The organism is Cupriavidus sp. 01T418, from assembly GCF_056398885.1.
The window spans coordinates 54,137-72,563 of record NZ_JBFTQG010000020.1; the positions used below are offsets into that span (position 1 = coordinate 54,137).

Genomic DNA, 18,427 nt, shown 5'->3' on the forward strand with positions numbered 1-18,427 from the left:
TTACGGAGAATCAAGCGCATGGCCACCACCACCCTCGGCGTCAAACTCGATGACGCGTCCCGCGAGCGCCTCAAGCGCGTTGCCCAGTCGATCGACCGCACGCCGCACTGGCTGATCAAGCAAGCGATCTTCGCTTACCTGGAACAAGTCGAGCGTGGCCACATCCCGCATGAGACCGGTGCTGCGGGTACGGGGGGCGAAGGTGCGGCGGACGGTGCCGACGGCTTTGACGCGGGGACCGGCGAAGGCGCGGTACAACCCTTCCTGGAGTTTGCCCAGAGCGTGCAGCCGCAGTCGGTGCTGCGCGCGGCCATCACCGCCGGCTACCGCCGCCCGGAAACCGAGTGCGTGCCGGTGCTGCTGGAGCAGGCCCGCCTGCCGCAGCAACAGGCCGAAGCCGCCCTGGCCATGGCCCGGGCCCTGGCCACGCGGTTGCGCGAACGCAAGGTCGGCACGGGCCGGGAAGGGCTGGTGCAGGGCCTGATCCAGGAATTCTCCCTGTCCTCGCAGGAAGGCGTGGCGCTGATGTGCCTGGCCGAAGCCCTGCTGCGCATTCCCGACAAGGCCACCCGCGACGCGCTGATCCGCGACAAGATCAGCGGCGCCAACTGGCAGTCGCACCTGGGCCAGAGTCCCTCCGTCTTTGTCAACGCCGCCACCTGGGGCTTGCTGTTCACCGGCAAGCTGGTGGCCACCCATACCGAGGCCGGCCTGTCCAATGCGCTCACCCGCATCATCGGCAAGGGCGGCGAGCCGCTGATCCGCAAGGGCGTGGACATGGCGATGCGCCTGATGGGCGAGCAGTTCGTCACCGGCGAGACCATCTCCGAGGCGCTAGCCAACGCACGCAAGTACGAGGCCGAGGGCTTCCGCTACTCCTACGACATGCTGGGCGAGGCGGCCATGACCGAGGCCGACGCGCAGCGCTACCTGGCCTCCTACGAGCAGGCCATCAACGCCATCGGCCAGGCCTCTCGCGGACGCGGGATCTACGAAGGCCCGGGCATCTCGATCAAGCTCTCGGCGCTGCATCCGCGCTACAGCCGCGCGCAGCATGAGCGGGTGGTGAGCGAACTGTACGGCCGCCTGAAGTCGCTGACCCTGCTGGCGCGCCGATATGACATCGGCATCAATATCGATGCCGAGGAAGCCGACCGCCTGGAAATCTCGCTGGACCTGCTGGAGCGCCTGTGCTTCGAGCCCGAGCTGGCCGGCTGGAACGGCATTGGCTTCGTGGTGCAGGGCTACCAGAAGCGCTGCCCCTTCGTGATCGACTACCTGATCGACCTGGCCCGCCGCAGCCGCCACCGCCTGATGATCCGCCTGGTCAAGGGAGCTTACTGGGACAGCGAGATCAAGCGCGCCCAGGTGGACGGGCTGGAAGGTTACCCGGTCTACACGCGCAAGGTCTATACCGACGTGTCCTACGTGGCCTGCGCGCGCAAGCTGCTGTTGGTGCCGGATGTCATCTATCCGCAGTTCGCCACCCATAACGCCCACACGCTGGCGGCCATCTACCAGATCGCCGGCCATAACTACTACCCCGGCCAGTACGAGTTCCAGTGCCTGCACGGCATGGGCGAACCGCTGTACGACCAGGTGGTCGGTCCGCTGGCCGAGGGCAAGTTCAACCGCCCGTGCCGCATCTACGCGCCGGTGGGTACGCACGAGACGCTGCTGGCCTACCTGGTGCGCCGTCTGCTGGAAAACGGCGCGAACACCTCCTTCGTCAACCGCATCGCCGACGACAGCATCTCGCTGGACGAATTGGTGGCCGATCCGGTCTCCGTGGTCGAGCGCATGCATGCCGAGGAAGGCGCCCTTGGCCTGCCGCACCCGCGCATTGCGCAGCCGCGCAACCTGTATGGCGAGTCGCGCGCCAACTCCGCCGGCATCGATCTTTCCAACGAGCATCGCCTGGCTTCGCTGTCGTCGGCGCTGCTGGCGGGCGCCAGCGAGGCGGTCAGCGCCGTGCCGTTGCTGGATACGGAGGCTGCGGTGGGCACGGACGCCAACCAGCCCGCTCCCGTGCGCAATCCGTCGGACCTGCGCGACGTGGTCGGCCATGTCACCGAAGCCAGCATGGCCGAGGTGGAAGCCGCGCTGCAGGCCGCCGTCAATGCCGCGCCGATCTGGCAGGCGACCCCGGCCGATGTCCGTGCCGCCGCGCTGGAACGCGCCGCCGAACTGATGGAAGGGCAGATGCAGTCCCTGATGGGCATCATCGTGCGCGAAGCCGGCAAGACCTTCTCCAATGCCATCGCCGAAGTGCGCGAGGCGGTGGACTTCCTGCGCTACTACGCCGCCCAGGTGCGCGAGACCTTCTCCAGCGATACCCATCGCCCGCTGGGCCCGGTGGTCTGCATCAGTCCGTGGAATTTCCCGCTGGCCATCTTTACCGGCCAGGTCGCGGCCGCGCTGGCCGCCGGCAACACGGTGCTGGCCAAGCCCGCCGAGCAGACCCCGCTGATCGCCGCGCAGGCCGTGCGCTTGCTGCGCGAGGCCGGCGTGCCGGCCGGCGCGGTGCAGCTGCTGCCGGGCCGCGGCGAGACCGTGGGTGCCGCGCTGGTGGGCGACGCCCGGGTCAAGGGCGTGATGTTCACCGGCTCCACCGAAGTGGCGCGCTTGCTGCAACGCAGCGTCGCCGGCCGGCTGGACGCCGCCGGCCGCCCGGTTCCGCTGATCGCCGAGACCGGCGGCCAGAACGCCATGATCGTCGACTCTTCCGCGCTGGCCGAGCAGGTGGTTGGCGACGTGGCGACTTCCGCCTTCGATTCGGCCGGCCAGCGCTGCTCCGCGCTGCGCGTGCTGTGCCTGCAGGAGGACGTGGCCGACCGCGTGCTGGAGATGCTCAAGGGCGCCATGAATGAACTCGCCATGGGCAATCCGGACCGCCTGTCGACCGATGTCGGCCCGGTGATCGACGAGGAAGCGCGCAACAACATCGAGCGCCATATCGACGCCATGCGCGCCAAGGGCCGCCGCGTGCACCAGGCCGATCCGAACGCCGCGGCCAGTGCATCCTGCCGCCATGGCACCTTTGTGTCGCCGACGCTGATCGAACTCGACAGCATCGAGGAGCTGCAGCGCGAAGTCTTCGGCCCTGTGCTGCACGTGGTGCGCTACCCGCGCGCTGGCCTCGACACGCTGCTTGCGCAGATCAACGGCACCGGCTACGGCCTGACCATGGGCATCCATACCCGCATCGACGAGACCATCGAGCACATCGTGGAGCGCGCTGAAGTGGGCAATCTCTACGTCAACCGCAATATCGTCGGCGCGGTAGTGGGCGTGCAACCCTTTGGCGGCGAAGGCCTGTCCGGCACCGGCCCCAAGGCCGGCGGCCCGCTCTACCTGCACCGCCTGTTGTCGGTTTGCCCGCAGGACGCGGTGGTCCGCGTGGTGCGCGCCTCCGATACGCTCGGCGGTGCCGGCGAGAGCGGGCCGGTGCGCCGCGCGCTGGCCGATGCACTGGGTACGCTCAAGGAATGGGCGCTGCGCGAGAGCGCGGCCCTGCCCGAGCTGGCGGTGGTGTGCGACCGCTTTGCCGCTGCCTCGGCCGCCGGCATGTCGGTGACGCTGCCCGGTCCGACCGGCGAGCGCAACACCTACACGCTGCTGCCGCGCGCGGCCGTGCTGTGCCTGGCCCAGCAGGAGGCCGACCTGGCCACCCAGCTGGCAGCGGTGCTGGCCGCCGGCAGCCAGGCTGTGTGGCCCGAAAGCAACATGACTCGGGCGCTGTTTGCGCGGCTACCCAAGGCAGTACAATCGCGCGTCCGGCTGGTGCCCGACTGGGCCGCCGGCGACGCGAAATTCGACGCGGTGTTGCATCACGGCGATTCCGACCAGTTGCGCGCCGTGTGCGAACAGCTGGCCACGCGTGCGGGCCCGATCATTTCGGTGCAAGGCCTGGCCCACGGTGAACCGAATGTAGCCATCGAGCGTTTGTTGATCGAGCGTTCGCTGTCCGTCAACACGGCGGCGGCGGGCGGCAATGCCAGTTTGATGACGATCGGCTGACCGGCCGGCCGTTGATCGAAGCGACGCGAGGCAGCGGTGATCCCGCGATTCTCGCGTATTTCAAAATCGGGGGAGCGTTTCGCGCCACACCCGGACGCGTCCAAAAGCGCAGCAAGGCTATTCAAAAGCCACCAAGGAGAACTGATGAACTCGACTTTCCAGAAGACGGCCCTGACCGTCGCCCTGTCCGTCGCCAGCCTGTGCACCACCTCGGCCGCCTTCGCCCAGGCGCAGGAAATCAAACTGGGTTTTGCCGCGCCGATGACCGGCGGCCAGGCGCAATACGGCAAGGACATGCAAAACGGCATCGTCCTCGCCATCGAGGACATGAACGCCACCAAGCCCAAGATCGGCGGCAAGGACGTCAAGTTCGTACTGCTCTCCGAAGACGACGCGGCTGACCCCAAGACCGGCTCGGTGGTTGCGCAAAAGCTGGTGGACAACGGTATCCAGGGCATGCTTGGCCACTTCAACTCCGGCACCAGCATCCCGGCCTCGATGGTCTACAACCGCGCCGGCATCCCCCAGATCGCCATGGCCACCGCGCCTGAGTACACCCACCAGGGCTTCAAGACCACCTTCCGCATGATGACCTCCGACACCCAGCAGGGTTCGGTGATCGGTGCCTTCGTGGTGAAGAAGCTGGGCGCCAAGAACATTGCCATCGTCGACGACCGTACCGCCTACGGCCAGGGCCTCGCCGACGAGTTCGAGAAGGCGGCCAAGGCTGCCGGCGGCAAGATCGTGCGCCGCGAGTTCACCAACGACAAGGCGGTGGACTTCAAGGCTGTGCTGACCAATATCAAGCGCAGCAACCCGGACGTGATCTTCTTCGGCGGCGCGGAAACGCAATCGGCACCGATGGCCAAGCAGGTCAAGGAACTCGGCATGAAGTCGCCGGTGGTATCGGGCGAAATGTCGAAGACCGACAATTTCCTGAAGCTGGCCGGCCCCGCGGCCGAAGGCACGGTGGTGTCGCTGGCCGGTCTGCCGCTGGACCAGATGCCCGGTGGCAGCGCCTACGAGAAAAAGTACGAAAAGCGCTTCGGCAGCAAGGTGCAGACCTACTCGCCGTACGCCTATGACGGCGCCACGGCCATGATGACCGCCATGGTCAAGGCCGGCTCGGCCGATCCGGCGCGCTACCTGCCGATGCTGGCGGCCACCAATATGCAAGGCGTGACCACCAAGACGCTGGCCTACGACGCGCGCGGCGACCTGAAGGACGGCGGTATTACCGTCTACAAGGTGGTTGGCGGCAAGTGGACCGTGCTGGAGACGGTTGGCGGCAAGTAAGCCATGGCTCCCGAACAGGGAGCGATCAGCGGCTATTATCTGGCGCCGTCCCGTTGGGGACGGCGTTTTCTTATGTTGTGCCGGGCGATGTCCAGCATGCCGATGGCTGCGCGTCGCAGGGCATGCGATCGCGCCGCTTTAAGGTGCTCTAAGGCGGCCGGCGCCCGATGATGTCTTGCGCCTCTTTGATCATGCGCGCCATGGCGACATCGTTGGGCACTTCCAATGAAAGCAGGGCGAGCTTTTGTTGCGCGGCTGCTGTTTGCCCGCGCTGCGCCAATATCCGCGTTACAGCTTCCGCTGCGGGAGACGCGACAACCGCGAGAAGTCCACGCGGATCGGCCCCCTCTTGCATGACAAAGGTAGCGATGCGATCCACTGTGCTGCCGCCTGAAAGTCTTGCTTCGATTGCTGCGATGGCAGATAACCAATCGCTGTAGCGGACCAGGTCGAGGAAATCAATTGTGGCAAGGGCATCCGGGAAAACTGGCTGGTTCTCCGCGAGATGTTTCTGGATTTGGCTCAGCGTGTCCAGGTGCAGCGATGACAGCGCATAAGGCAAAAGCACCACGGTCGCCAGATCCTCCGCAGTGAGCCCACCAGGTACGCCTGAATGCGTAATAGCTTGTAGCGCGAGTCGCTGTGCCTCGGGTTCCTGGATCAAGGGCAGGAGGAAACCCAGTTCCCTGGCGTATTCGGAGCGACTTATTGCGCCATTGGACAAAGCCGCATTCAGGATTGGGAGCGTATCGGGGAAAAAACCGATTCGCGTATATTGCATGACGGCCTGATGCGAGATTTCGGTGTCCGGCGAGCGAGCGGCTTTTGCGAGAGTGGCAGCAACCAAAGGGTTGACACCGAGGCGAGATTGCTCCGTGAGGGTCAACGCTTCATCAGTTTCATATTGCGACGCCAACAGGTTGACCAGGGCGCGTTTGACCTGCTGCTCGTGAACGCTCCCGTATAAGGTGTCTTCTATTTTCGACACTCTTTCCGCGGTGGCCCGGAGTGTTAGCAACCTCATCGTGTCAAGCAAAAACTTGGCGACAATCGGGCGGCGCCCCGCATCTTGGAAGTCTGCCCAAAGCAGATCGAATTTATGCTCTGGCGTGAGGGTGCGATCCGAAGTGATCTTGTCCGAGTGGTGCCGAAGGCCTTCAAGATCGGTGCCTTCAAATAGCGAAGCATGATTTGGGGCCGTCGTCTCGATCCTGCCTTGCTGGGGGGAGGAAGCCGGCACAACCCGCCGGAGGGACGCCGATGTAAGGGAACTCTCCTTTTCGGACGAACTTTCAGAAGTCAAGGAGCCTATCCCTAGCAGGAGGCACGAAATGGCGGCCAAAGTACCGACAGCGAGTCGTATCTTCATGAGCATGTTGGCATGCGATTACTTGCGGCGGGATATCGGTGTCCTGCGTCCAAGGTAGGCAAGCTGCCCGTGCCCCGTCAATCGCAGCTTTTTGAATTTGGGGCATGAAACCTCTCAATGCCCCATAATTCCGCACTCGCACATCCACCCAGAAGGAGCAGTCCGTGTCCGTGCAGGAAGTCAGCTACGACCACGCCATCGAGCTAGCCAACGCTGAGCGCTACGATGAAGCGCTGGCCATCCTCGACCAGCTTTCGCAGGCGCAGCCGCAAGTGGTGGATTTCGATTGCCTGCGGGCCCGCCTGCACTTTGACCGCGGCGACGCGCAGCAGGCCTTTGCCGTGCTCGACGCCGCGCTGGCGAAGCTGCCCGGGCTGCCGCTGCATCCGGCGCACCGCTGGTCCTCGCGCGGCGTGATCGCGCATCGCTACGGCATGTTGCTGATGGGGATGGAACGCGTCCAGGAGGCGCTGCCCTGGCTGGAAGAGGCGGCGCTGCGCAACGGCTTGTCCTCGGGCGAGTGGAGCGCGCGCTTGCACGCGGGGCTGGTGCGTTACCGGCTGGGCGATTTCGCCGGTGCCGGCACGTATTGGTATGACCTGCTGTACCGCGCCCCCGACCTTGGCGCCGAAGACATCCTGCGCCATGCTCTGGCCCACGTGAACGCCGCCGGCGAGCAGGCCGAGCCCATGCTGCGCCTGTGCCTGGCGCGGATCGGCCTGGACAATCCCGACCTGCTCGAGCTCGACGAAGACGCGGGCGATGCCGTGGCCGCCGAGCAGGCCGCCATCGTGCTGGCCAGCCAGCCGGACCACCCGCAAGCCCGCCGCATCCGCGCGCCGCTGCGCTATCGGGCCGGCGATCTGGACGGTGCATGGGACGATTTCGCCATTTGCCAGCGCCATGCACCGGACCCGAAGGCCCAGGTGCGGGAACTGGAATGGCGCCACCAGTCCGGCGAGGCCGAGCCGTGGCTGCGCTTCGCCTTCGTGGAGAACGCCACCGACGCGACCGGCTACTACAACGCCGGCGTGGCGCTGGCCGAGTTCATGGACGCCGTGCCGGCCGCCGAGGCCGCGCTGACGCCGCACCTGATCAAGGCCTATCGCCTGGGCCTGGCGCGTTTCGAGTCGTACTTCGCCAGCGGCGAGGGCGGCTACGACGATGCCGATCCGCATCTTTACTCCATGCTGTGCCACAACCTGGCTACCCGGCTGGAAGGCGCCGGCGACCGTGCGGAGCGCATCGCGCTGCACGAAAAGGGCATCGCGGTCAGCGAATTCATCGAGCACTGGATCGACCTGCTCGCATGCCTCGAAGCCGCCGGCCAGCACCAGAAAGCCGTGGATGTGGCGGGCGACGTGCTCAACCGCTACCCGCTGGAGAGCGATCCCGCCAATGTGGGTTGGGTCTTCAGCCGACTGATGAGCACCTGGAAAGCGATCGGCGGTGCGGAAGTGACGTCCGCCGCCCGCGATGCGCTGGCGCATATGGATGCCCGCGCCGATGCCTTGCCGGTCGAGGAGCGCAGCCAGGCCGCGCACGCGCTGGCCCACGCCCGGGCGCACTTCGCCGGGCTGCTGCGCAACGCGGTGGGTGGCATGGACCAGCATGACCGCACCGATGCGCTGGCCGAGATCGAGGCCTTGCAACGCCGGACGCTGCTGATCGAGGACGCATGGCTGTGCAACGAGTTCGGCGTGATCTGGCGCGACCTGGGCGCCCCCGAACGTGCGTTGCCGCAATTCGAGCAAGCCATCGCGCTGACCGCTGGCGATCCCCGGGACCAGGCCTTCCCACGCCTGCAGCGTGCCCTGATCCGCAACGGCGAGAAGCAGTACGCCGACGCCCTGACGGATTTCCAGGCGGCCTTTGCCGCACGCGACGGCTGGGACAGCGAGGCCTACCTCGGCGCCGTCGAGGCCGCGCTCGGGCTGGACCAGCGCGAGACCGCGCTGGGCTATTTCGACCAGGCGCGCGCGGGCGGCGCCGGACAGGGCAAGTCGCGCGCGCTGTACGCCCGCGTGGAAGCCGGCTTGCGTGCGACCCGGCCGGCATGGAAGTTCTGGGGCGTGTAGCGTCTGTACGGAGGCGCTCCGATCTTGATGCGATAAAAAACGCCATCCCTGTAAGATGGCGTTTTTTTACGCCAGAAACCATCACGTTGCCAGCAAATTCCGCGCCCTGTCGGACAAACTCTGACAAGGAATGTCATGTGACTCCGTTACCATGTTGCCCATGAATGGACTGAGCCAATTGTTTCCAAGCCTGCCCCTGGTTCCGGGCGGGCTTTTCTGGGTCGGGCTGGCGCTGGTGGGCGCGGGCCTGGCGGGCGAGGTATGCCGCATGTACCTGCGGCTGCCCCGTATCGTCGGCTATGCCGCCACGGGCCTGCTGGCCGGCATGCTCGGCCACAGCATCGTGGACGAGGACATGATCGCGCAGACCCGCATCCTGATCGACATGGCGCTGGCGCTGGCGCTGTTCGAACTCGGGCACCGGCTCTCGCTCACGTGGCTGCGGGCCAACCGCTGGCTGCTTTTCACCAGCGCCTTTGAAAGCCTGCTGACCTGGGGCCTGGTGGCCGCCGTGCTGCAATGGATCGGCGTGGCACCGGCGGTGGCCATCCTGGCCGGGGGCATCGCCGTCAGCACCTCACCCACCATCGTGCTGCAGCTCAAGAACGAACTGCGCGCGGACGGGCAAGTGACCGAGCGCCTGCTGGCCATGGCGACCCTGAACAGCATCTACGCCGCCACCATCGTGCAGCTCGCCACCGGCTGGCTGCATTCCGAATACGGGAACCTCGGCGCCGCGCTGCTGCATCCGCTATATCTGCTGGTGGGCTCCTGCCTGCTGGCCTGGGGCGTCGGCAAGCTCGGGCACGGCATCTACGCGCGCATGGCCTCGGACGACCACTACAGTTTCCTGGTGCTGGTGGGGCTGGTGCTGTTCACGCTGGCGCTGGCGCGCGTGCTCAAGCTTTCGATGCCGCTCACGCTGATACTCGCAGGCGTTGTGTTCAAGCACCAGGACAGCCAGCCGCGCGTCTGGCCGGCACATTTCGGCAGCGCGGGCAGCCTGTTGATCATCGTGATGGTGGTTTCGCTCGGCCTGCCGCTGACCGCGCACGACTGGGCCATCGGGGGTGGCGCTGCCTGCGTGCTGGTACTGTTGCGGCACTTCGCCAAGCTGGTGGGCGTCGCCTCGCTCGGTTCCTTCTCCGGCCTGAGCATGAAGCAATGCGTGGCGCTCGGGCTCGCACTGGCGCCCATGTCGGGCCTGGCGTACTTGCTGATGAGCGATATCGCGCTGCTGTATCCGACCACCGGCGAACCGCTGGCAGCCATCGTCCTGTGCACGCTGGCGATCGAGCAGTTGATGGGGCCCACGCTGGCAGCCTGGGCACTTCGCTATGCGGGCGAGGTCAGAAGCAATGGAGGAGGGCGCTGATGTCACTCGAACCGTTCAAGCAGTCCGAAGCGCTGACTTTCGGCGTGGAGCTGGAGTTGCAGCTCGTCAATCGTCACGACTACGACCTGGCGCCGTTCGCGCCGGATCTGTTGCGTGCGCTGAAAGGCGCGCAGCACGCCGGCGACATCAAGCCCGAGATCAGTCCCTCGATGATCGAGATCAGCACCGGCATCTGCACGAGTTATGCACAGGCACTGGACGAGCTCGGCACCATGCGCGACCTGATGGTGGACGCCTCGCGTTCTCTCAACCTCGGCATCTGCGGCGGCGGCACGCATCCCTTCCAGCAGTGGGCCGACCGCACCATCTCGGATTCGCCGCGCTACCAGTACATCTCCGAGCTCTATGGCTACCTGGCCAAGCAGTTCACGGTATTTGGCCAGCACGTGCATATCGGCTGCCCGAGCGCCGACGAGTCGCTGTTCCTGCTGCACGCTATCGGCCGCTACGTGCCGCATTTCATCGCACTGGCCGCTTCTTCGCCTTATGTGCAGGGCGTGGACACCGGCTTTGCGTCGGCGCGGCTGAATTCGGTGGCCGCCTTCCCCATGAGCGGGCGTGCGCCGTACCTGCTCACCTGGGACGCCTTCACCGCCTACTTCGAGAAGATGCGCAAGACGGGCGTGATCGAGAGCATGAAGGACTTCTACTGGGATATCCGCCCCAAGCCCGAGTTCGGCACCATCGAGGTCCGTGTGATGGACACGCCGCTCACGGTGGGGCGGGCCTGCGATATCGCCGCCTACATCCAGGCGCTGGCGCGCTACCTGCTGCTGTCGCGCCCGTTCATGCCGCAGGAAGACGACTACCTGGTCTACACCTTCAACCGCTTCCAGGCCTGCCGCTTCGGTCTGGAGGGCGAGTACGTGCATCCCAACGAACTGACGCGCGTGCCGATCGCCAATCACATCATCTCGATCTGCGACGCACTGGTCCCCCATGCCGAGGCGCTGGGATCGCTCGACGCACTGGCCAATATCCGCGCGCTGGCACTAAGCCGCAACGGCGACGCCGAGCGCGTGCGGCAGATCGACGCCAGCACGCGCAGCCTGCGCGAAACCGTGCGGCAGACCTGCGATAGCTGGGCGAGCTGAGTGCGGCATTGCACGCTGGCAAAGCGTGCAAACGGGCGGAGCGGGACTAGAATGGAATGAACGGGTGCTTGTGACGCTTGTGACGACTTCCTTCGGAGCTACGATGAAAGCGCTTCCCACCAAAGCAGAACGGACGCGCAGATGTCCTTCGGACCGGGCCATGAACACGGTGGCGGCGATTGTCGGCCTGGTCACGCTGGCCATTGGCGTCGGCTGGCTCATCTATGAGCGTGTCGTGAATCTCGAGGTGCCGTATTTTGCGATTCCGCTTGTCCTCACGGTGCCGGTGATCGCCGCCGCCGCGGTGCGCTGCATCTGGGACTAGCTCCCATCCACCCCGCCAGCCCCGGCGGGAAGCCGGCGCCGGCGGGCACCGCGCCTTCAGGTTTGCGCGCGCACGTATACCGGCTCGCAGCGCACTTCCGACTTGACTGAGTTAGCGATAAAGCACGCTTCATGCGCCGTGTGATGCAGGTGCCCGATTTCCTCGCGGGACGGTTGCCGATCACCGGAGAAGGTGACCTCGGGCCGGAGCGTGACCACCGTGATGGCCATCCTGCCTTCCCCATTCTTCGCCATGGATCCGACCGCCGCATCGTAGTACCGGTCGACGCAGAACCCATGCTTGGCGGCGATGGAAAGGAACCACAGCATGTGGCAGCTGGACAGCGAGGACACGAATGCCTCTTCCGGGTCGATCGCGGCGGCCTCCGACATGGGCAGGGGCACCACGTGCGGCGACGAGGAACCCGGCACCTCGATGCCGCCGTCGAAGCGCAACACGTGCTTGCGGCTGTAGCGGTTACCAAGGAAATCCTGCGCGCCGCGCAGCCACAGGGTTTCCGCGGTGTACTGGGCCATCTCTTGTTCTCCGGATTGAAATGTTGTTGAAATGTCCAAGTTTCCAAGCGTCCAAGTTTCGGACAGTGCCCGCTAAGCCCCGTGCGGCACCGGCTCCCCATCGCGCAAGCCCAGCCGCTGGTTGGCCGGCACGGCCACGTCGATCATCCTGGGCTTGGGCAGATGGAGCTGGCCCATCATCTCGATGAACTCGGTACGCGTGCGGCCGGCCACGCGGCTGTTGTGCGCGCGCTCATGGCCGATGGTGGATTCAGTGCGCCCCTTGTAATCGTGGGCGGGATAGACCACGGTCTCGTCGGGCAGCGCAAAGAGCTTCCGAGTGAGGCTGTCGTAGAGCGTGCCGGCATCGCCGGACTGGAAATCGGTGCGGCCGCAGCCGTCGATCAGCAGCGCGTCGCCGCTGAAGATGCGGCGCACGATGCCGGCGGGCGTCGGCTCTTCCCACAGGTAGCTCATGCTGCCGGCGGTGTGGCCGGGCGTGTGGATGGCGCGTATCGTCTGGGTGCCGAACTGCAGCGTGTCGCCGTCGATCAGCTGCTTCTGCGCGGGCCGGATATCGCAGCCCGAGGGCGCGGCCGTATGCGCGCCGGTTTGCAGTGCAACATGGCCCGCGGAGGTGATGTGGTCTGCATGCGCGTGCGTCTCGACCACCCACGCCAGCCTGGCGCCGCTGGCTTGCAGCACTGCCAGGTCGCGGTCGAGCAGATGGTCCACCGGATCAATCAGCAAAGCCTCGCGCGTGGCGGCGTCGATCAGCAGGTAGGTGAAGGTGGACGAGGCCTCGTCGAAGAGCTGGTAGAAGGTTTGCATGCGTGCTGCCGAAGGGGAAACGGACATGAAAGCCTTGCCGCAAGACTTCATGCGGCAGCCGGATCAAGCGACGGTTAGCACTTCGCTGATCTGCACCACGGGCACTGCATCGGTGTAGTTGGGGATATCGAGCTGCAATTCGCTGCCGGCGGCCTTGGCGGCAGCCACGAAGTCCTGCACCGATTCGAACAGGAAATGGCACATCACAGTGTAGGCCGGATCCGAGCCCGGCGCGCCGCCGCCCAGCCCGCGCTCCACCGCCACGCCGCGGTAGCCGGGATGCGCGCCGAACAATGCGATGGCCCGCGGCGTGTGCCGCTGCAGGTAGTAGTCCATGTCGAACCTGCCGCCCTTGCTGTGCGGGTAGAGAAAGCTGATCTTGACCATGCTGGACTCCGGGTGTGTGAGTGGATGCCAGGCAAGCGTAGCAGAAAGTGCGCTGCGAGTACGGTGTCAGCACTCCACGATATTCACCGCCAGGCCGCCGCGCGCCGTTTCCTTGTATTTGGTCTTCATGTCGGCGCCCGTCTCGCGCATGGTCTTGATGACCGAATCCAGCGACACGTAATGCATGCCGTCGCCACGCAAGGCCATGCGCGCGGCGTTGACGGCTTTGACCGAAGCCATGGCATTGCGCTCGATGCAGGGAATCTGCACCAGTCCGCCGACCGGGTCGCAGGTCAGGCCGAGGTTGTGCTCCATGCCGATCTCGGCCGCATTCTCGACCTGCTCGGGCGTGCCGCCCATCACCGCGGCGAGCGCGCCCGCCGCCATCGAGCAGGCCACGCCGACTTCGCCCTGGCAGCCCACTTCGGCACCGGAGATCGAGGCATTGAGCTTGTACAGCATGCCGATGGCGCCGGCGGTGAGCAGGAAGTCGATCACGCCCTGCGAATTGGCGCCGGGCACGAAGCGGTCGTAGTAATGCAGCACGGCCGGGATGATGCCGGCGGCGCCATTGGTGGGCGCGGTAACCACGCGGCCGCCGGCAGCGTTTTCCTCATTGACGGCGATCGCGTACAGGTTGACCCAGTCGATCACCGAGAGCGGATCGGCCAGCGCGCGCTCGGCATGCTCGGTGAGGTTGCGGAACAGCTCGGGGGCGCGGCGCTTGACCTTGAACGGTCCGGGCAGCTCGCCATCGGTGCGGCAGCCGCGCACCACGCAGGCCTGCATCACGGACCAGATCTGCAGCAGCCCCGCATTGACCTCGGCCTCGCTGCGCCACACGCATTCGTTTTCCATCATCAGCCGCGCGATGCTCTTCTTGCTGGCAGTGGCCATTTCCAGCATGGCGCGTCCGCTGCGGAAGGGGTGCGGCAGTTGCTGGTCGGCTTCCAGGATGTGCGTGTTGGCCGCGCCGGCGGTGATGACGAAGCCGCCGCCCACCGACAGGTAGCGCCCCTCGCGGATGGGCTCGCCGCCAGCATTGAAGGCATGGAATTTCATGCCGTTGGGATGCTCCGCCATGGCTTCGCGGCGGTAGAAGACGATGTGTTCCTTTTCCACGAAGGGCACCGGATGCGTGCCCAGCAGCGACAGCGTGCGGCTGGCGCGCAGCGCGGCCAGGCGATGCTCGATGGCATCGGGGTCGATGGTGTCCGGTGCCTCGCCCTGCAGGCCGAGGATCACGCCCTTGTCGGTGCCGTGGCCGCGCCCGGTGGCGCCGAGCGAGCCGTACAGTTCGACGCGCACGCTTGCCACCTGTGGCAGCAGGCCGTCGCGGGCCAGCCCCTGGGCAAACATCAGCGCCGCGCGCATCGGTCCCACGGTGTGCGAACTGGAGGGACCGATGCCCACCTTGAACAGATCGAAGACGCTGACTGCCACGGGAGACTCCTGGGGGCTGGCTGGCGCCGGATTCAGACCGGCGCGTCCATATCGTTGTTAATGGGGGCGCGCCATAGCGAGCCTGCCGCGTTGGGTGGGGCAGGGGGCGCGTCTTTCTTTACCAGCACGCTGATCGTGCCGTCATTCTCGAGAATCGCGAAGTGCACATCGCCGACGCGCTGGCACCCGGCATGCCGCAGCGCCTTGTGCAGGTCGTCGCGGGTAACGAGAGCGCGCTTCATCACGTCGGCGAACACCACGCCATCATGGATCAGTACCTCAGGCCGCCCTTCGACGACGTTCTCGATGCGCCGGCTGCGCCAACTCAGCCACGCCAGTCCCAGGTTGGCCGCGATCAGCGTCAGCGCCAGGATCAGTCCGGCGGTGACGGAGTTGTCCCCCGCGTTCATGGCGTTCTGCACGGCGTTGGACAGCACCAGCAGCAGCACCAGGTCGAGCGAAGTCAGCTGCCCGATCTGGCGCTTGCCGGAAAGCCGCAGCAGCATCAGCAGGCTGCCGTAGACGATCAGTCCGCGCAGGACAAATTCCCACCATGGGGCGCTGAGATTCCACATGCGTGCTCCGTTTGCCGGCACGGCCGGGTGGCCGCGCAACCACATCGAGCATAGCGCGCCGGCGAAGCGCCGGGGTTGCCGTGACGACCGCAGCCCCGGCTTCCATCCGCTTACTCTTCAGCGTACTCGCTCATCGGCACGCACGCGCAGAACAGGTTGCGATCGCCATACACGTTGTCGGCGCGGCCGACCGGCGGCCAGTACTTCTGGGTGCGCAGCGCGGCGACCGGGTAGGCGGCTTCCTGGCGCGTGTACCTGTGCTCCCACGCGTCGGCGGTGATCACCGCGGCGGTATGCGGCGCGTTCTTCAGCGGGTTGTCCTCGCGGTCGAAGCTGCCGTCTTCCACGCGGCCGATCTCGGCACGGATAGCGATCATGGCGTCGATAAAGCGGTCCAGCTCATGCAGGGCCTCGCTCTCGGTCGGCTCGATCATCAGCGTGCCCGGCACCGGGAAGCTCATGGTGGGGGCGTGGAAGCCGTAGTCCATCAGGCGCTTGGCCACGTCCTCGTTGGAGATGCCGGTGGTCTTCTGCAGCGGGCGCAGGTCCAGGATGCACTCGTGCGCCACCAGGCCGTGCTGGCCGGTGTAGAGCACCGGGAAGTGCGGCGACAGCCGGCGCGCCACATAGTTGGCGGCCAGGATGGCGTTCTCGGTGGCGGCGGTCAGGCCGGCCGAGCCCATCATGGCGACATACATCCACGAGATCGGCAGGATGCTGGCCGAGCCGAACGGCGCGGCGGACACGCCGCCGATGCCCGAGTCGTCGCGGCGATAGCCCACGCTGTCCTGGTTGGGCAGGAAGTCGGCCAGGTGCGCGCCGACCGCCACCGGGCCAACGCCCGGGCCGCCGCCGCCGTGGGGGATGCAGAAGGTCTTGTGCAGGTTCAGGTGGGACACGTCACCGCCGAACTGGCCCGGGGCGGCGGTGCCGACCATGGCGTTCATATTGGCGCCGTCCACGTAGACCTGGCCGCCGTGCTTGTGCACGATGTCGCAGATCTGCTGCACGCCCTGCTCGAACACCCCATGCGTGGACGGGTAGGTGATCATGATCGCGGCGAGGTTCTTGCTGTGTTGCCCGGCCTTCTTCGCCAGGTCTTCCAGGTCGACGTTGCCGTCTTCGTCACAGGCCACCACCACCACCTTCATGCCGGCCATCTGCGCCGACGCCGGGTTGGTGCCGTGGGCGGAGGACGGGATCAGGCAGATGTCGCGATGGCTCTCGCCACGGCTGGCGTGGTAGGCGTGGATGATCAGCAGGCCGGCGTACTCGCCCTGCGAGCCGGCGTTGGGCTGCAGGCTGACAGCGGCGTAGCCGGTGGCGGCGCACAGCATGGCTTCGAGCTGGTCGATCATCTCGCGGTAGCCCACCGTCTGGTCCAGCGGCGCGAACGGGTGCACCTTGCTGAATTCGGGCCACGTCACCGGGATCATCTCGCTGGTGGCGTTGAGCTTCATGGTGCACGAGCCCAGCGGGATCATGGTGCGGTCCAGCGCCAGGTCCTTGTCGGCCAGCATGCGCAGGTAGCGCAGCATTTCGTGCTCGGCGTGGTGCGTATTGAAGACCGGGTGGGTCAGGTAGGCGCTCTGGCGCGCGAGACCCGCGGGGTAGGCATCCTGCGCGGCGGCTTCCAGTACATCGAAACCGGGCACCGGCTTGCCGTGGGCGAAGATCTCCAGCAGGGCAATCACGTCTTCGCGCGAGGCAGTCTCATCCAGCGAGATGCCGACGCGGGTGGCGCCGGCGTGGCGCAGGTTGATGCCGCGCGCGGTGGCCGAGGCGTGCAGCGCTTCGGTGTTGAAGCCGGTTTCCAGCGTCAGCGTGTCGAAGAAGGTGGCGTTGGTACGCGTGTAGCCAAGTTGCGCCAGGCCGCCGGCCAGCGTGGCCGTCAGGCGGTGCACGCGTTGCGCGATGCGCTTGAGGCCTTGCGGGCCGTGGTACACGGCGTACATCGACGCCATCACCGCCAGCAGGACCTGTGCGGTACAGATGTTCGAGGTGGCCTTCTCGCGGCGGATATGCTGCTCGCGCGTCTGCAGGGCCAGGCGGTACGCCTTGTTGCCTTGCGCATCGATGGTCACGCCCACCAGGCGGCCGGGCATGGAGCGCTTGAACGCATCCTTGACCGCCATATAGCCGGCGTGCGGGCCGCCGAAACCGAGCGGCACGCCAAAGCGCTGCGAGTTGCCCACCGCCACGTCGGCGCCCCATTCGCCGGGCGCGGCGATCAGGGTCAGCGCCAGCAGGTCGGCGGCAGCCACCACCAGGCCGCCGGCGGCGTGCACGGCGTCGGCGATGCCGCGGTAGTCGGCGACGTCGCCGTTGACGCCGGGGTATTGCAGCAGCACGCCGAAGGCATGCGCGCCGGCGGCTTCCGATGCGGGGCCGACCTTGACCTCGATGCCCAGCGGCAGGGCGCGGGTGCGTACCACTTCCAGCGTTTGCGGCAGCACATCGTCCGCCACATAGAAAGTGCTGGAGGCGTGCTTGTTGACACGTTGCAGCAGCGTCATGGCCTCGGCTGCGGCCGTGCCTTCATCCAGCATCGAGGCATTGGCGATATCCAGGGCGGTCAGGTCGGTCACCATCTGCTGGAAGTTCAGCATGGCTTCCAGCCGGCCTTGCGAGATCTCGGGCTGGTAGGGCGTGTAGGCGGTGTACCAGGCCGGGTTCTCGAAGATATTGCGCAGGATGACGCCCGGGGTCAGGGTGTTGTAGTAGCCCTGGCCGATAAAGCTCTTGAGTACCTTGTTCTTGTTCGCCAGGCCGCGCAGCCTGGCCAGCGCGGCTTCCTCGGTCAGCGGCGCGGTGAACTCGCCCAGCGGCATGCCGTCGCGGYGGCGGATGGCGGCGGGGATGACGGCGTCGATCAGCGCGGCGCGGTTGTCATAGCCGAGCACCTTGAGCATGTGCTGCTGTTCGGCGGCATCGGGGCCGATATGGCGGGAGGCGAAGGCGTCGCGCGCCTCCAGTTCGGCCAGCGTGGGCCGGGCAACTTGGGCGGCGTTCATGGGCAAAGGGGCGTTCATGGCAGGAATCTCGTGGAGCGGTGCGGCGGGTGGTCGGCCCGGCCGCGTCGCGGCAAGCTTTATCCG

13 protein-coding genes are annotated in these 18,427 nt (G+C 66.4%); 6 read left to right on the plus strand and 7 right to left on the minus strand.

Going from position 1 to position 18,427, the window contains the following annotated elements:
* Positions 1-18 precede the first annotated feature (18 nt).
* Complete coding sequence (putA, locus tag AC1DQ3_RS19940) at positions 19-4,020, plus strand: trifunctional transcriptional regulator/proline dehydrogenase/L-glutamate gamma-semialdehyde dehydrogenase (RefSeq protein WP_477121878.1); 4,002 nt, start codon at positions 19-21, stop codon at positions 4,018-4,020.
* A gap of 144 nt (positions 4,021-4,164) precedes the next feature.
* The gene (locus AC1DQ3_RS19945) at positions 4,165-5,316 is read left to right on the plus strand and encodes a branched-chain amino acid ABC transporter substrate-binding protein (protein ID WP_477121879.1); all 1,152 of its coding nucleotides are present in this window, start codon (positions 4,165-4,167) and stop codon (positions 5,314-5,316) included.
* A gap of 148 nt (positions 5,317-5,464) precedes the next feature.
* Here AC1DQ3_RS19945 and AC1DQ3_RS19950 read toward each other — a convergent pair whose 3' ends face one another.
* Positions 5,465-6,619 carry a hypothetical protein gene (locus tag AC1DQ3_RS19950; protein ID WP_477121880.1) on the minus strand — a complete coding sequence of 385 codons (1,155 nt, stop codon included), beginning with the start codon at positions 6,617-6,619 and terminating at the stop codon, positions 5,465-5,467.
* A gap of 230 nt (positions 6,620-6,849) precedes the next feature.
* Here AC1DQ3_RS19950 and AC1DQ3_RS19955 point away from each other — a divergent pair, with 230 nt between their 5' ends.
* The 4 genes from AC1DQ3_RS19955 to AC1DQ3_RS19970 all read left to right on the plus strand — a co-directional run bounded on the left by AC1DQ3_RS19955 (position 6,850) and on the right by AC1DQ3_RS19970 (position 11,578).
* Positions 6,850-8,763 carry a tetratricopeptide repeat protein gene (locus tag AC1DQ3_RS19955; RefSeq protein WP_477121881.1) on the plus strand — a complete coding sequence of 638 codons (1,914 nt, stop codon included), beginning with the start codon at positions 6,850-6,852 and terminating at the stop codon, positions 8,761-8,763.
* Positions 8,764-8,914: 151 nt separating this feature from the next.
* Complete coding sequence (locus AC1DQ3_RS19960) at positions 8,915-10,138, plus strand: cation:proton antiporter (protein WP_477121882.1); 1,224 nt, start codon at positions 8,915-8,917, stop codon at positions 10,136-10,138.
* A complete protein-coding gene (locus tag AC1DQ3_RS19965; protein ID WP_477121883.1) occupies positions 10,138-11,253 on the plus strand; it encodes a YbdK family carboxylate-amine ligase in 1,116 nt (371 codons plus the stop codon). Before AC1DQ3_RS19960 ends, AC1DQ3_RS19965 begins: the two co-directional genes overlap by 1 nt.
* A gap of 103 nt (positions 11,254-11,356) precedes the next feature.
* Positions 11,357-11,578 carry a hypothetical protein gene (locus AC1DQ3_RS19970; RefSeq protein ID WP_477121884.1) on the plus strand — a complete coding sequence of 74 codons (222 nt, stop codon included), beginning with the start codon at positions 11,357-11,359 and terminating at the stop codon, positions 11,576-11,578.
* A gap of 56 nt (positions 11,579-11,634) precedes the next feature.
* Here AC1DQ3_RS19970 and AC1DQ3_RS19975 read toward each other — a convergent pair whose 3' ends face one another.
* From AC1DQ3_RS19975 to gcvP, 6 genes are all read right to left on the minus strand, one after another.
* Positions 11,635-12,114, minus strand: a complete 480-nt coding sequence (locus AC1DQ3_RS19975) for an OsmC family protein (protein WP_477121885.1) — start codon at positions 12,112-12,114, stop codon at positions 11,635-11,637.
* A gap of 72 nt (positions 12,115-12,186) precedes the next feature.
* On the minus strand, positions 12,187-12,924 hold the full coding sequence (locus tag AC1DQ3_RS19980; RefSeq protein WP_477121936.1) for an MBL fold metallo-hydrolase: 738 nt from the start codon (positions 12,922-12,924) through the stop codon (positions 12,187-12,189).
* A 63-nt stretch (positions 12,925-12,987) separates the two neighbouring features.
* Positions 12,988-13,311, minus strand: a complete 324-nt coding sequence (locus tag AC1DQ3_RS19985; protein ID WP_477121886.1) for an EthD family reductase — start codon at positions 13,309-13,311, stop codon at positions 12,988-12,990.
* A gap of 66 nt (positions 13,312-13,377) precedes the next feature.
* A complete protein-coding gene (locus tag AC1DQ3_RS19990) occupies positions 13,378-14,754 on the minus strand; it encodes an L-serine ammonia-lyase (RefSeq protein ID WP_477121887.1) in 1,377 nt (458 codons plus the stop codon).
* Positions 14,755-14,786: 32 nt separating this feature from the next.
* Positions 14,787-15,329, minus strand: a complete 543-nt coding sequence (locus AC1DQ3_RS19995) for a DUF421 domain-containing protein (protein WP_477121888.1) — start codon at positions 15,327-15,329, stop codon at positions 14,787-14,789.
* 110 nt (positions 15,330-15,439) lie between these two features.
* Entirely contained in the window at positions 15,440-18,361 is a 2,922-nt protein-coding gene (gcvP, locus tag AC1DQ3_RS20000; protein WP_477121889.1) for an aminomethyl-transferring glycine dehydrogenase, read from the minus strand.
* Between the last annotated feature and the right edge of the window lie 66 nt (positions 18,362-18,427).

Coding starts and splice junctions, on each gene's coding strand:
- putA (WP_477121878.1), top strand. CDS start 19: ATGGCCACCACCACCCTCGGCGTCAAACTCGATGACGCGTCCCGCGAG.
- AC1DQ3_RS19945 (WP_477121879.1), top strand. CDS start 4,165: ATGAACTCGACTTTCCAGAAGACGGCCCTGACCGTCGCCCTGTCCGTC.
- AC1DQ3_RS19960 (WP_477121882.1), top strand. CDS start 8,915: ATGTTGCCCATGAATGGACTGAGCCAATTGTTTCCAAGCCTGCCCCTG.
- AC1DQ3_RS19965 (WP_477121883.1), top strand. CDS start 10,138: ATGTCACTCGAACCGTTCAAGCAGTCCGAAGCGCTGACTTTCGGCGTG.
- AC1DQ3_RS19970 (WP_477121884.1), top strand. CDS start 11,357: ATGAAAGCGCTTCCCACCAAAGCAGAACGGACGCGCAGATGTCCTTCG.
- AC1DQ3_RS19975 (WP_477121885.1), bottom strand. CDS start 12,114: ATGGCCCAGTACACCGCGGAAACCCTGTGGCTGCGCGGCGCGCAGGAT.
- AC1DQ3_RS19980 (WP_477121936.1), bottom strand. CDS start 12,924: ATGCAAACCTTCTACCAGCTCTTCGACGAGGCCTCGTCCACCTTCACC.
- AC1DQ3_RS19985 (WP_477121886.1), bottom strand. CDS start 13,311: ATGGTCAAGATCAGCTTTCTCTACCCGCACAGCAAGGGCGGCAGGTTC.
- AC1DQ3_RS19995 (WP_477121888.1), bottom strand. CDS start 15,329: ATGTGGAATCTCAGCGCCCCATGGTGGGAATTTGTCCTGCGCGGACTG.